This window comes from Massilia putida, from assembly GCF_001941825.1.
Classification (GTDB): domain Bacteria; phylum Pseudomonadota; class Gammaproteobacteria; order Burkholderiales; family Burkholderiaceae_D; genus Telluria; species Telluria putida.
The window spans coordinates 91,965-105,913 of record NZ_CP019038.1 but is presented as its reverse complement, the minus strand read 5'-3'; the positions used below and the strand labels follow the sequence as shown (position 1 = coordinate 105,913).

The following is a 13,949-nucleotide window of genomic DNA, read 5'->3' as shown; positions in this document are numbered from 1 at the left end:
GCGACAATATTCCCTGGCATTGCAGCTCCGGGTTATCGGTTAAGCAACAAGGCTAGCGTAAAGCCTTGTGCCGGGCAAGCGCGACCCATCCGATCCAGGAACTGCGACGCATCAAGCAAAGACAGAAAGACGCGGGGCATTGTGCTTTTTAGTGCTCGCTGGCATCTTTCGGTGATACATTGCTTGTTGATTTGGTACACTCCAGCATTACCCCGGCCTTGCTGCCAAGATTAGAAAGCAGAAATTTCGACAATGCGCGCCAGTTCACCCGCCGTACCGAACGATCCGCGCCATGCGGCCCCGGCGAGCCCGGACGGCTACATGGAAGCGGTGGGCGACGTCGCGTTCCGCCTCGATCCTTCCGGCCTGATCCGTCACGCGAGCCAGCGCGCCCAGCGTGCGTTCGGCACGCAACCCCTCGCCGGCACCCTATTGACGTCCCTCGCCGTCGACGCCGACCAAGCGGCCCTGCGCAATGCCCTCGTCGATGCCGGCACGGCCAGCGACCCGGTGCTCGTTGAAGTGCGGATGCGCTGCGCCGGCAAGGAAAATTGGTACGAACTGCGCATTGCGGTTCTCCCCGGCGGGCATGAATTGCTGGCCGTCGGCCGCGACATGTCGGCCCAGCGTGCCACCGAGCAGCGTCTGCGCCATATGGCGACGCACGACGCCCTGACGGAACTCCCGAACCGGCTGCTGCTGTCCGACCGCATCCGCATGGTGATCGCCAACGCGCGCCGTTCCGGCCAGGGCTTCTGCATCGCCACGATCGGCCTGGACGGCTTCAAGAAAGTCAACGACGGCCTCGGCCACCCGGTCGGCGACGCCGTGCTGCGCCAAGCCGCGGGCCGCCTGCGCAAGACGCTGCGCGACAGCGATACGCTGGCCCGCGTCGGCGGCGACGAATTCGTCGCGGTCCTGCCGGGCACCTTCACGCCGGACCAGATCAAGCTGGTCAGCGGCCGCCTGCTCGCGGCGCTGCAATCGGCGTTCGAAGTCGACGGGCATACGGTGTACCTGGGCGCGTCCGTCGGCGTGTCGATCTACCCCGACCACGCCGAGGACGAGATCCGGCTGATCGCCCTTGCCGATGCCGCCATGGGCCGCGCCAAGGAAACGGGCAAGGGCCGCACGGTCGTCTACAGCGTGCGCGAAAGCGGACCGCCGCAGCACGACATCTCGCTCGAAGCCGCGATGTTCCAGGCCGTGCGCGAAGGCGAATTCCTGCTGTACTACCAGCCGATCGTCTCCAGCCGCACGCGCCAAATCGAAGGCTTCGAGACGCTGATGCGCTGGAAGCACCCGACCCTCGGCATGGTGCCGCCCGTGCGCTTCATCCCGATCGCCGAGACCAATGGCCTCATCAACCTGCTGGGCGCCTGGGCGCTCAAGGCGGCCCTGGTGCAGCTGCGCCAGTTCGAAGACGTGGCCAAGCGCGACCTGTACATCTCGGTCAACATCAGCCCGCGCCAGTTCCGCAACGACCGCTTCCTGGGCGTGCTGGACGACGCCCTCGCCTTTTCGGGCACGCCGGGCGACAAGCTGGTCCTCGAGATCACCGAGGGCACGCTGATGATCGACCCGGTCCATGCGGAGGCCATCCTCACCAAGATGGCCGAACGCAATGCGCGCATCGCGATCGACGACTTCGGCACGGGCTATTCGAGCCTGGCCTACCTGAAGCGTTTCCCGATCTCGGTGCTCAAGATCGACCGCGCCTTCATCAAGGACTTGCCCGCCTCGACCAAGGACGCGGCGATCTGCAACGCCGTACTCTCGCTGGCCCAACACCTCGATCTGTCGGTCGTGGCCGAAGGCGTCGAGACCGAAGAACAACTGACCTACGTCGAGTCGCGCGGATGCGACTACGTACAAGGCTACCTCACCGGCAAGCCGATGCCAGCCCACGTGGCCATGGCCGCGCTCAAGGAAAACCTGTACACGGAACTGCTGCCGGGCGAATTACGGGCGGGCCTCACATGAACCAGACTGCTACCATCGAACGATCGCCGAAAGCCGACGCGACCCTTTCCCTGCTGTGGGAGCGGATCCGCCGGCGCGGCGACATGCCGGGCTTCACGAAGGCCATCAACGCCATCCTCGCGTCCATGCGCGGCGAGGACGAGCGCGACTTTTCCATGACCCAGACGGTGCTGTCCGATCCCGTGCTCACCCAGAAAGTGCTGCGCCTCGCGAACAGCGGCATGTACTCGGCCTTCGGCCAGCGTGTCAACACTGTCTCGAAAGCGATCCTCGTGCTGGGCACGGAAGCCATCGGCCACCTGGCGCTGGGCCTGAAACTCATCGAGGAACTCTCCAAGTCCACGCCCGATTCGCTGCAGGCCCACATCGAGATGGAAAAGGCCGTGCTGGCAGGGATGGTGGCGCATCAGGTCGCGAGCGAAGCGGCCACGCGCGATCCCGAAGAAGCCGTCGTGTGCTCGATCCTGCACTCGTTGGGCCGGATGATGGTCACGTTCTACCTGCCCGAACACTGGATGATGATGCAGCAGGCCGCGGGTGCCGGGGACATCGACGCGGCGTCCATCGCCCAGCTGGGTCTCTCGCTCGAACAGATCGGCCGCGCGACCGCCGAGCACTGGGGCCTGCCCCACAACCTGATCGCCGGCATGCGCCGCGTCGAGCCGGGCGAGCGCGCCGCCGACTTCAACCACGACGACTGGCTCGCCGCCCTCGGCACCATGTCGAGCCAGTGCGCCGAGAGCCTGTGGCATGGCGACGAAGCGGGCGCCGAGCAGGTCAAACTGCTGGCGGCCGGCTTTGCGCCGCTGATCGGCATCGAGCCGGACAACATCGTCGGCGCCATCGAAAAAGCCAAGGTCGAAGCGGCCGCCGACCTGTCGATCGCGCCGCTCGCGAATCCGCCGGAGAAGCGCGCCCGCGCCGCCGCCGTCACGCGCATGCGCGAGGCCGGCAACAAGATCCTCCTGAACGGCGTGGCCGACATGCGCGACGCCGCTGCCCAGGCAACGCCTGGCCAGATGGTGTCGATGGCGATCGAGACCGCCTACCATGGCCTGTCGTTCACACGCGCCTTCGGCTTCCTGCGCAACCGCCGCGACGGCCGCTACACGGCCAAGATCGGCCTGGGCGACAACGCCAAGACGCTCGTCCCCAAGCTCGCCTTCGACGACAGCTACGAACCGAACGTGTTCTTCGCCGCCCTCGGCAGCGACCGCGTGATCTTCATCGAGAACGCACGCGACCCGAAATTCTCGAGCAAACTGCCGACGTGGTGGAAAGACACGCTGCAGGAAGCGCGCTGCTTCGTGATCATCCCGTTATGCACGCACGGCGAGCCGGTCGGCTTCATCTACGGCGACTGGGACGACCGCTTCCCGTCCGTCTACCTGAGCCAGACGGAATTCTCGTTGCTGAACGAGTTGCGCGGCCTCGTGGTGAAGAGCGTCGAGCGGCGCCAGCCGGTGGAAGCGGCGGCAAGCCGGGCCTGACGTCATGCCCGCGCAAGCGGGAATAATGCCCCCGGCATTATTCCCGCCATGCCGAGCGCCGGGATTCCGTATGCCTGCCACACTTCAGCTCTATAAATACCCGCCTTCGAACACGCGGTACGGCTCCCCGCTTTCGCGGGGACGACGGCGTTAACGCAGCCGCGGCGTATCCACGTGCACGTCGCCGCACTGCGCGCGGTTCATCAGCGCGTGGTCGATCAGCACCAGCGCCAGCATCGCTTCCGCGATCGGCGTCGCGCGGATGCCCACGCACGGATCGTGGCGGCCGAAGGTCTCGACGGTCACCGGATTGCCCTGCTTGTCGATCGAGCGGCGCGGCGTGCGGATCGACGACGTCGGCTTGATGGCGATGGACACCATGATGTCCTGGCCCGTCGAAATACCGCCCAGCACACCGCCGGCGTTATTGCCGACGAAGCCCTCGGGGGTCAGCTCGTCGCCGTGCTCGGAACCCTTCTGCGCCACCGAGTCGAAACCGGCGCCGATCTCCACGCCCTTGACGGCATTGATGCCCATCATGGCATACGCGATATCCGCGTCGAGCTTGTCGTAGATCGGCTGGCCGAGGCCGACAGGCACATTCTTCGCCACCACGTCGATGCGGGCGCCGATCGAGTCGCCGGCGCGGCGCAGGTCATCCATCGCCGCCTCCATGCGCGCGATCAGATCGGCGTCCGACGTCGCAGCGAAGAATGGATTGTCGTGCACGTGCTTGAAATCCTGGAACGGCACGGCGATGTCGCCGAGCTGGCTCATGCAGCCCATGAATTCGGTGCCGTATTTTTCGCGCAGCCATTTCTTGGCGATGGCGCCGGCGCCGACGACGGGCGCGGTCAGGCGCGCGGACGAGCGGCCGCCGCCGCGCGGATCGCGCACGCCGTATTTGTGCCAGTAAGTGTAGTCCGCGTGACCCGGGCGGAACATCTCGACGATATTGCCGTAGTCCTTGCTGCGCTGGTCCGTGTTTTCGATCAGCAGCGCGATCGGGGTGCCCGTCGTGACGCCCTCGTAGACGCCGGACAGGATCTTGACCTGGTCGGCTTCCTGGCGCTGCGTCACGTGACGCGACGTGCCCGGCTTGCGCCGGTCCAGCTCCGGCTGGATGTCGGCCTCGGACAGCGCCAGCCCCGGCGGACAGCCATCGATCACGCAGCCGATCGCGGGACCGTGCGACTCGCCGAAAGTGGTTACGGAAAACAGCTTGCCAAATGTGTTGCCGGACATGGATTCTCGTTGGGTTGTGCGAATGGAATGAAAGATTTTACCAGCACGGACATGCGGGCGGGGGAATGCTATTCAGATCAACAAAAATGTTTCCGTGCGGAATTTTCTTGCCTGAATTGATACCATCCCATATATACTAGCTTGCAATCACCGAGCCCAACCTGGAGACGTAGCAGATGCCCGCACCGCACACGCCCTCGGGCGACGCGCAGGACGACGACCTGGTGTTCGCAGACGAGACGCCGGTAGTCGCCCCCCATGGCGGCGGCGCGTGGCGCGTGCTGATCGTCGACGACGATGCCGACGTCCACTCGACGACGACGTTCGCGCTGGGCAGTCTCGAGATGCATGGCCGGCCGCTGACATTCCTGCATGCCTATTCCGCCGCCCAGGGCATGGCGGTGCTGGAGCGCGAGCACGACATCGCCGTGATCCTGCTCGACGTGGTGATGGAACAGGCCGACGCCGGCCTGCACCTCGTGCGCCACGTGCGCGACACGCTGGGCCGCCACGACGTGCGCATCATCCTGCGCACGGGCCAGCCCGGCTATGCGCCCGAGATGGATGCCATCCGCGGCTACGACATCAACGATTACCGCACCAAGTCCGAACTCACCCGCACAAAGCTCTACACGAGCGTGGCGGCGGCGATCCGCGCCTACCAGCAGATCCACGCGCTGGAAGACAGCCGCACGGGCCTGGCCGAAGTCGTGCGGGCGAACACCGAGCTGATGGCGCTGCATTCGGTCGCCGAGATGACCCTGGGCATCCTGCGTGAAGTGGCCGCCCTCGCCGGCCAGCCGGCCGACGGCCTGTTGTGCGGCTGCCCGCCGGGCACCGCCGCCAGCGGCTGGCAGGTGCTGGCCAGCTGCGGCCCCGCCGCGGACTTCGCGCGCGACGGCATGCTCGCGGCGGGCGCGCACGGACCGGCAGCGGCCATCGCGGCAGCACTGGCCGAGCGCCGCAACCTGTACCGCGACGACCACCTCGCCCTCTACTTCAGCGGCAAGGCGCATTGCGACTTCGCCGCCTGGGTGCGCCTTGCGCGCCCGCTGGACGAACTGCGCCGCGGCCTCATCGACGTCTTCACGAGCAGCATCGCCGTCGGCCTGGACAACGTCGCGCTGATGACCGACCTGCACCGCGCCGCGTTCTACGACGCGTTGACGGGCCTGCCGAACCGCACGCGCCTGATCGAACTCGTCGACGACAGCCTGCAGACCGGCGCCGATGCCACCTTGTGCCTCGTCGACATCGACCAGTTCGCCGAAACGAACGACGCCCTCGGCCACCAGTTCGGCGACGCGCTGCTCGGCGCGGTGGCGCAACGCCTGCGCCTCCAACTGGACGGCCGCCTGGCACTGGCCCGCATCGGCGGCGACACCTTCTGCCTGCTGGGCCAGGCCGACCTGATCGAACCGGCCGCCATCCAGGGCCTGTTCGCGGCACCGTTCTCGATCGAAGGCCAGGACGTGCAGGTGTCGGCCACGCTGGGCCTCGTGCGCCTGCGCGAACACGACGCCAACGCGGCCGACGCGCTCAAGGATGCCGACATCGCCCTCAAGCGCGCCAAGAGCCTGCGGCGCGGCGGCCATTTCTATTTTTCGCGCGGCATGGGCGTGGAGATCCGCGAACGCGTGCGCCTCATGCACGACCTGCGCGGCGGCTTCGCGCGCGGCGAACTGTTCCTCGCCTACCAGCCCCAGGTCGAACTGGCCGCGCGGCGCGCGTTCGGCGCCGAAGCCCTGCTGCGCTGGCGCACGGAGGACGGCCGCTTCGTGCCGCCCGACCGCTTCATCCCCATCGCGGAATACTCGGGCCTGATCATCGACATCGGTGCGTGGGTGCTGCGCGAAGCCTGCGCGGAACTCATGCGCGTGCGCGCGGCCGGCCACCTCGACTTCACGATGTCGATCAATGTTTCGCAGGTGCAGTTCCGCCATCCGCATTTCATCGACATGCTGCGCCAGGCGCTGTCCGACACGGGCGCGCCGCCGGAGCGCGTCGAACTGGAAATCACGGAATCGATGGCGATGGAGGAGCCCGACCTGCTGATCGAACGCCTGGCCGAGATCAAGCGCACGGGCGTGTCCATCGCCATCGACGATTTCGGCACGGGTTTCTCGTCGCTGTCCTACCTGCAGCGGCTGCGCGTGGACCGCCTGAAGATCGACCGCGCGTTCGTGACGGAAATCACGGACGCGGCGCGCGGCAGCAGCATCGCCGAGATGATCATCGAGCTGGGGCGCAACCTGGGCCTGTCGATCATCGCCGAGGGCGTCGAAGACGAGCGCCAGGCGCAGATCCTGCAGACCCTCGGGTGCCCGCTGGCGCAGGGCTACCTGTTCGCGCGGCCGCTGGCGCCCGAGGCACTCATCGAGTGGCTCGGGAGCGACGCGCTGACACGCGCCGCGTGATCCGCGATCAGTCCTCGGCCATCTGCTCCGCCGGCCAGTCGCGGATATAGGCCTTGAGCATGCGGTTCTCGAAGCTCTGCGCTTCCAGCACGGCCTTCGCGACGTCGTAGAACGAGATCACGCCCAGCAGCGTGCGCGCGTTCATGACGGGCAGGTAGCGCGCGTGCTTTTCCAGCATGATGCGGCGCACTTCGTTGACTTCGGTGTCCGGTGTGACGGTGATCGGGCTGTCGTCCATGTGCTTGCGCACGGTGCCCGCGTGCTCGAGCGAGCCGCCATGCGCATGCAAGGCCTTGATGACCTCGCGGAAGGTCAGCATGCCGACCAGGTCGCCGTATTCCATCACGACGAGCGAACCGATGTCGCGCTCGGCCATGGTGGCGGCGGCGTTGGCCAGGTCGGTGTCGGGCGAGACCGTGTACAGGATGTCGCCCTTGACCTGCAGGATTTCCGATACCTTCATTTGGACCCCCTTGATTGGAGATGCTTGCTGCGTTGTATAACTCATAAATTGACTCTAGCCTAAGCTCCTCGAAAAATCCAGCTTTATGCCCTGCAACCGTGCAAGACGCACCATCTTGATGATTAAATGTAACGGTTAGCGCTATCGAATGCTAGCATGCGCCGTCTTCGTCATTCAGGAATAGCACGCCATGAGCGGACCCAGGTATCCCGGTTTCACCACCCTCGCGCTGCACACGGCCACAAGCCCGCAAGCGGCGCCCACGGCCGTCGCCACGTTGGAAGAACGCATCGCCGCCCTCGAAGGGGGCGTGGCCGGCCTCGCCACGGCGAGCAGCCAGGCCGCGCTGCACCTCGCGCTGGCCACGCTTGCGGGCGCCGGCGACCACGTCGTCGCCGCGCACAACCTGCGCGGGGAACACGCGGCGCTGCTGGCGCACGGCCTCGCGCGCTTCGGCGTGGCCACGACCTTCGTCGACCCGCGCGACCCGCACGCCTGGCGCAGTGCCATCCGGCCCGAAACGCGGCTGCTGGCCGGCGCCGCCCTCGGCCACGCCGACCTGGACGTGCTCGACATCCCGCAGGTGGCCGCCATCGCGCACGAGCACGACCTGCCGCTGCTGGTCGACGCGTCGCTCGCGACGCCGTGGCTCCTGATGCCGTTCGACCACGGCGCCGACCTCGTCATCCATGACGCGGCCTTCCTGTCCGGCAAAGCCGGCGCCACGGGGGGCCTGCTCGTCGACGGCGGTACGTTCGACTGGCACGCGGCCCATGCGCGCACGGGCCGTTTCGCCGGACTGTGCGAGCCGGACCCGGGCTGCGACGGCCGCGTGTTCGCGGAGGAGTCGACGGTGGGCGCCTTCGCCCTGCGCGCGCGCCATGCGGGCCTGCGCGATTTCGGCGCCACGCCCGGCGCATACGATGCGGCCGTCATGTTGAACGGCCTCGAGACGCTGGGCGTGCGCATGGAGCGCCACGTCGCGGGCGCGCGCCGGGTCGCCGAAGCCCTCGCGGCCCACCCGGCCGTCGCGAGTGTCGCGTATCCGGACCTGGACAGCCACCCGGACCACGCCATTGCCCGCCGCCTGCTGCCGCGCGGCTGCGGCGCCATCGTCCCGTTCGCGCTGCTGGGCGGTCCCGCCGCCGCCGCGCGCTTCCTCGACGGATTGAAACTGGTCGGCCGGGAGGGCGCCAGCGGCGGCGCCCGCTCGCATGCCGCATCGGCCGCCGCGGGCACGGTCCGCCTCGCGATCGGCCTGGAAGACGCGGATGACCTGCTCGACGACATCGCCCGCGCCCTCAAACTGGCGCAAAAAGGAGCCTGACATGCTGATCGACGTGAACGGCGACACCGCCTACGCCTATACCGCCGGCACCGCCCCCGTGCCGGACCGCCCCGCCATCGTATTCGTCCACGGCGCCCAGAACGACCATTCCGTCTGGACGGCCCAGGCCCGCGCCCTGGCGCGGCAGGGCCACCCCGTGCTGGCCGTCGACCTGCCCGGCCACGGCCGCAGCGCCGGTCCCGCGCTGGCGACGGTGGAAGCGATGGCAACCTGGCTGCTCGCCCTGCTGGACGCGGCCGGCATAACCCACGCCGTGCTGGCCGGCCACAGCATGGGATCGCTGATCGCGCTGGAGGCCGCATTCCAGGCTCCGGCCCGCGTGCGCGCGCTTGCCCTCGCCGGCAGCACGTGGCCGATGAAGGTGTCGGACGCCCTGCTGGAAACCGCGCGCACGGACGAAGCCACCGCCATCGACATGGTGAACCTGTGGTCGCACGCGAGCATCGCACCGGCGGCGGCAGGCAGCCCGCAAGGCTTCTGGGTGCCGGGCGCCTCGCGCCGGCTGATGCAGCGCCTGTCGCAACTGAACCCCGCGCAGCTGTTTCATACGGACTTCGTCGCGTGCAATACGTACGCCAACGGCGACGCGGCGGCGCGGGCCGTCGCGTGTCCGACCTTGTTCGTGCAGGGCCGGCGCGACGTCATGACGCCGCCCCGCTCCGCGCAGGCGCTCGTGGCCGCGATCCCGCACGCGCGCGTGGTCGCCCTCGATTGCGGGCATTCCCTGATGACGGAACAGCCGGAAGCCGTGACAAACACGCTGGCGGACTTCGTGCGCGGCCTGAATTGATCTACACTGGGCAGTGGGGCAACGATCAGGAGAACAGGCATGGCCGCCGTCCGCTACGACAGCTTCGCGCAGTTCTATCCCTATTACCTGGCCCAGCACGAGAACCAGCTGTGCCGGCGCGCCCACTTCCTCGGGACGTCGTCGGCCATCGCGGGCATCGCGCAATACATCGACAGCCTGAATCCGTGGTGGTTGCTCGTCGCGGTCGTGACGGGCTACGGCGGCGCGTGGATCGGCCACTTCTTTTTCGAGAAGAACCGGCCGGCCACGTTCGACCACCCCTGGTATTCGTTCCGCGCCGACTGGGTGATGTACTGGCAGATGCTGACGGGCAAGCTCAGCTGGTAACGGAAGCCGGGCCCGTGCGCTCGAAATGCTCGGCCAGCGTCTCGTCCAGGCCCCGTTCGACGGCGGCTTCGACCTGGCGCGCCAGCGCGGCCGTGTCCAACGCCAGCGGCGACGTCGCCGCATCGCCCGCCGGCCCGGCCTCGCTCTTGACGCCGCCGAACACGAACAGCCGGTAGACGTCCGCCAGGCGGATGAGGCGCGGATCGACGAGCAGCACCCAGCACTGGGTGCCGGCGCGTGCTCCTCCGCTTTTTCCCATACTCCAGCGCAGCGGCACCTGGGTCTCGGCCTGCACCCGGCCGACCCAGCCGGCCGCCACCATCTGTTCCAGCAGCGACGTCATCTCGTCGTAGCCGATGCGCGTGCAGGCGCGGATCTGGGCGTTCGACACCATCGCCGTCCCCGTCAACCGCGCACCGCCCTGCAGCACCTTCAGGACGGCCATCGCGTCGACGAACGCGCCGCCCGGCACCGGTTCGTACCACCAGCGCTCGTACTTGACGATCGGCAGCGCGGCCGTCAGCAGCGCGCCCACGAGCGTGATCATCCACGACAGGTACATCCAGACGAGGAACAGCGGCAACGCCGCCAGCGCGCCGTAGATGATGGCGTAGGTCGGGAACTGGCGGATGAAGATCGCGAACACGCGTTTCGCCACCTCGAACGCGATGGCGGCGACGAGGCCGCCCCAGACGGCGTCGCGCCAGTCGACGTCGCGGTTCGGCACCGTCATGTACAGCAGGACGTACGCGGCCGTCGTCAGCGCGACCGACACCACCGTGTAAAACACGGCACCGAGGAACGGCACGAGGCTCATCAGGCCATTGGTGGCGGAAAACAGCTGCGACGTGAGGGTGAGCGAGATACCGAACGCGAGCGGCCCCAGGGTGACGAGCGCCCAGTACACGAGCACCCGCTGCACGAGGGGCCGCGGCCGGCGGACTTTCCAGATCTGGTTGAAGGCCCGCTCGATCGTGCTGATCAACGCGACGGACGTGAACACGAGCGCGATACCGCCCACGGCCGACAATCCCGTCGCCTTGCTGGCGAACTGCGTCAGGTTCGACGTGATCGTGTTCGCGATCGCCTTGGGCATCAGCATCTGGACAAAATAATTGTCGAGCGCCGTGCGCAGCTTGCCGAACATCGGGAACGTCGTGAAGATGGCCAGCACGATGGTCAGCAAAGGCACGATGGCCAGGGTCGTCGTGAACGTGAGGCTGCCCGCCACCTGGGGGAGTTTTTCCTCGGTCAGGCGGCGACGCGCGAAGCGCACGAGGTCGCGCGCCTCGTCCCACGTCAGCCCGCGCACCCGGTCGACGCCCGTATTGATCATCTCGGTCGTGCTGCGGGAAAGATTGGTGACGGTCTTGGAAAGCATCGAAAAAGCGCCGATGGCGAGCGTGTCATCTTGTAAAGCGCCCTATAATACCAACGATGAACCCAACCAATCAGATTATCCTCGTGTTGTACTACTCGCGTCATGGCAAAACCCGCCGGCTGGCCGAACTGATCGGCCAGGGCATCGACAGCGTGCCGGGCATGGAAGCCCGGCTGCGGACTGTCCCCGCGGTATCGACGGTGGCCGAAGCGACCGAACCCGACATCCCGCGTGCCGGCGCGCCCTACGTCGAGCTCGAGGATCTGGCCGAATGCGCCGGGCTGGCCCTGGGCTCGCCCACGCGGTTCGGCAATATGGCGGCACCCATGAAATATTTCCTCGACGGCACCTCCGCGCAATGGCTGTCCGGCACCCTGGCCGGCAAGCCCGCCGCGGTGTTCACGTCGACGGGCAGCCTGCACGGCGGCCAGGAATCGACGCTGCTGTCGATGATGATCCCGCTGCTGCACCACGGCATGATGGTGATGGGCCTGCCCTACACCGAGCCGGAACTGATGACCACCGCCAGCGGCGGCAGTCCCTACGGCGCGACCCACTGGTCGGGCGTGGACGGCAACCGCCCGGTGACCGAAGACGAGAAGCGGCTTGCGATCGCGCTCGGCCGGCGCCTCGCACAAGCAAGCCGCAAACTGCAGGGGACGGATTAAGTAATGCAAGTGCTAAGGGTGTTTCATACGGGCGCGGTGACCAGCCTGGTCCTGCTGTTCGCCTGGCTGCTGGCCTGGGAGATCGTCGTCGCGCCGCTCCATCCGGGCGGCTCGCTGCTGGCGCTCAAGGCCCTGCCGCTGCTGCTGCCGCTGCGCGGCGTCCTCAAACGCGACCTGTACACGCTGCAATGGTCGTCGATGGTGATCCTGATCTACCTGGTCGAAGGCATCGTGCGCGCCTGGAGCGACCGCACGGACATCTCGCGCATGATGGCCCTCGGCGAGGCCCTGCTCGTGGTCTCGTACTTCCTGTTCGCGCTGCTGTACCTGCGGCCGTACAAGAAGCAGGCGCAGAAGCTCGCCAAGGAATTGCTCGACAAGGTCAAAGTGCCGCATGACTGATGGTTTTCTTGCGCGCTGCAGCGCCATCGTCGGCGCGTCCAATGTCCTCGTCGACGACCAAGACACCGCCCCGTACCTGACCGACTGGCGCGGCCGCTTCACCGGACGGGCCCGCGCCGTCGTCCGTCCCGCGGGCACGGCGGAAGTGGCCGCCGTCGTGCGCCTGTGCTTAGATCTGCGCGTGCCGATCGTCCCGCAGGGCGGCCGCACGGGCCTGGTGCTGGGCAGCGTGCCGGATGCGACGGGCGACGCCGTCGTGCTGTCGCTGCGGCGCCTGAACCGCATCCGGTCCGTCGACACGTTCAACCGCACGATGACGGTGGACGCCGGCTGCATCCTGCAGGACATCCAGCAGGCGGCGAGCGAACACGGCATGCTGTTCCCGCTGTCGCTCGCGGCCGAAGGCAGCTGCACGATCGGCGGCAACCTGTCGACCAATGCGGGCGGCACGGGCGTCCTGCGCTACGGGAACACACGGGAGTTGTGCCTCGGCCTGGAAGTGGTCACGGCGCAAGGCGAAGTGTGGGACGCGCTGCGCGGCCTGCGCAAGGACAACACGGGCTACGACCTGCGCGACCTGTACATCGGCGCGGAAGGCACGCTGGGCATCATCACGGCGGCCGTACTGAAGCTGTTTCCGCAACCGAAGGCGGCGATCACGGCCCTTGTCGCGCTGGCCAGTCCGCGCGATGCGCTGGCGCTCCTGAAGCTCGTCGAAGCGGAGTGCGGCCCGACGCTGACGGGCTATGAATTGATGAGCGACGTCAGCCTGCGCCTCGTCGCCAGCCACTTTCCCGACCTGCCGAAGCCGTTCCCGGAACGCTATCCGCAATACGCGTTGCTGGAATTGTCCAGCCACGAATCGGAGGAGCACGGCGTCGCGCTGCTGGAGCGCGCCATCGAACGGGCGCTGGAAGACGGCCTCGCGCGGGACGCCGTCGTCGCGACGTCGATCGCCCAGTCGCGCGCGCTGTGGGCCATCCGCGAGCACATCCCGCTCGCCCAGGCGGCGGCCGGCAAGAACATCAAGCACGACATCTCCGTGCCCATCTCGCGCATCGCCGACTTCATCGAGACGACGGACGCCCAGCTGGAAGCGGATTATCCGGGCGTGCAGGTCGTCTGCTTCGGCCACCTGGGCGACGGCAACCTGCACTACAACATCGCGCCGCCGGACGGCATCCATCACGACGACTTCCTCGCGCAGCAAGGGCCCATCAACCGCATCGTGCACGACAGCGTGATGGCGCACGGCGGCTCGATCTCGGCGGAGCACGGCGTCGGCGCGCTGAAGCGGGACGAGCTGCCGCGCTACAAATCACCGATCGAACTGAACCTCATGCGTGCCATCAAGGCCGCCCTGGACCCGCTCGGCATCATGAACCCCGGTAAAATCCTTTGACCGGGAGCTCTC

General features: G+C 67.5%; 12 protein-coding genes. 9 read left to right on the top strand and 3 right to left on the bottom strand.

The window, feature by feature from the left end:
* Positions 1-252 precede the first annotated feature (252 nt).
* Positions 253-1,983, top strand: a complete 1,731-nt coding sequence (locus BVG12_RS02890; protein WP_370662824.1) for a putative bifunctional diguanylate cyclase/phosphodiesterase — start codon at positions 253-255, stop codon at positions 1,981-1,983.
* Entirely contained in the window at positions 1,980-3,473 is a 1,494-nt protein-coding gene (locus BVG12_RS02885) for an HDOD domain-containing protein (protein WP_075791107.1), read from the top strand. The genes BVG12_RS02890 and BVG12_RS02885 overlap by 4 nt, the downstream gene beginning before the upstream one ends.
* Before the next feature lie 150 nt (positions 3,474-3,623).
* Here BVG12_RS02885 and aroC read toward each other — a convergent pair whose 3' ends face one another.
* Positions 3,624-4,718: a chorismate synthase gene (gene aroC / locus BVG12_RS02880; protein ID WP_075791106.1), complete on the bottom strand. Its 1,095-nt coding sequence runs from the start codon at positions 4,716-4,718 to the stop codon at positions 3,624-3,626.
* 176 nt (positions 4,719-4,894) lie between these two features.
* Here aroC and BVG12_RS02875 point away from each other — a divergent pair, with 176 nt between their 5' ends.
* A complete protein-coding gene (locus BVG12_RS02875) occupies positions 4,895-7,135 on the top strand; it encodes a GGDEF/EAL domain-containing response regulator (protein WP_075791105.1) in 2,241 nt (746 codons plus the stop codon).
* A gap of 7 nt (positions 7,136-7,142) precedes the next feature.
* Here BVG12_RS02875 and BVG12_RS02870 read toward each other — a convergent pair whose 3' ends face one another.
* Positions 7,143-7,598 carry a CBS domain-containing protein gene (locus tag BVG12_RS02870; protein ID WP_075791104.1) on the bottom strand — a complete coding sequence of 152 codons (456 nt, stop codon included), beginning with the start codon at positions 7,596-7,598 and terminating at the stop codon, positions 7,143-7,145.
* A 190-nt stretch (positions 7,599-7,788) separates the two neighbouring features.
* Here BVG12_RS02870 and BVG12_RS02865 point away from each other — a divergent pair, with 190 nt between their 5' ends.
* From BVG12_RS02865 to BVG12_RS02855, 3 genes are read left to right on the top strand one after another with little or no spacing between them, the layout of a single operon-like run.
* Positions 7,789-8,925 (top strand): PLP-dependent transferase, encoded by a 1,137-nt coding sequence (locus BVG12_RS02865; protein WP_075791103.1) that lies wholly within the window; start codon positions 7,789-7,791, stop codon positions 8,923-8,925.
* 1 nt (position 8,926) lies between these two features.
* Entirely contained in the window at positions 8,927-9,736 is an 810-nt protein-coding gene (locus BVG12_RS02860) for an alpha/beta fold hydrolase (RefSeq protein WP_075791102.1), read from the top strand.
* A 39-nt stretch (positions 9,737-9,775) separates the two neighbouring features.
* Positions 9,776-10,084: an Mpo1-like protein gene (locus BVG12_RS02855; protein ID WP_075791101.1), complete on the top strand. Its 309-nt coding sequence runs from the start codon at positions 9,776-9,778 to the stop codon at positions 10,082-10,084.
* Here the strand turns inward: BVG12_RS02855 and BVG12_RS02850 are convergent.
* Positions 10,074-11,465, bottom strand: a complete 1,392-nt coding sequence (locus tag BVG12_RS02850; protein WP_229503785.1) for a YihY family inner membrane protein — start codon at positions 11,463-11,465, stop codon at positions 10,074-10,076. The two genes, BVG12_RS02855 and BVG12_RS02850, sit on opposite strands and share 11 nt — an antisense overlap.
* A gap of 56 nt (positions 11,466-11,521) precedes the next feature.
* On the opposite strand from BVG12_RS02850, the gene wrbA reads away from it, so the two are divergent.
* Genes wrbA through BVG12_RS02835 form a run of 3 tightly spaced genes read left to right on the top strand, consistent with a single transcriptional unit; the run spans position 11,522 to position 13,937 of the window.
* Complete coding sequence (gene wrbA / locus BVG12_RS02845; protein ID WP_075791100.1) at positions 11,522-12,133, top strand: NAD(P)H:quinone oxidoreductase; 612 nt, start codon at positions 11,522-11,524, stop codon at positions 12,131-12,133.
* A gap of 3 nt (positions 12,134-12,136) precedes the next feature.
* Entirely contained in the window at positions 12,137-12,535 is a 399-nt protein-coding gene (locus BVG12_RS02840; RefSeq protein ID WP_075791099.1) for a DUF2069 domain-containing protein, read from the top strand.
* Complete coding sequence (locus BVG12_RS02835) at positions 12,528-13,937, top strand: FAD-binding oxidoreductase (RefSeq protein ID WP_075791098.1); 1,410 nt, start codon at positions 12,528-12,530, stop codon at positions 13,935-13,937. Before BVG12_RS02840 ends, BVG12_RS02835 begins: the two co-directional genes overlap by 8 nt.
* Positions 13,938-13,949 lie beyond the last annotated feature (12 nt).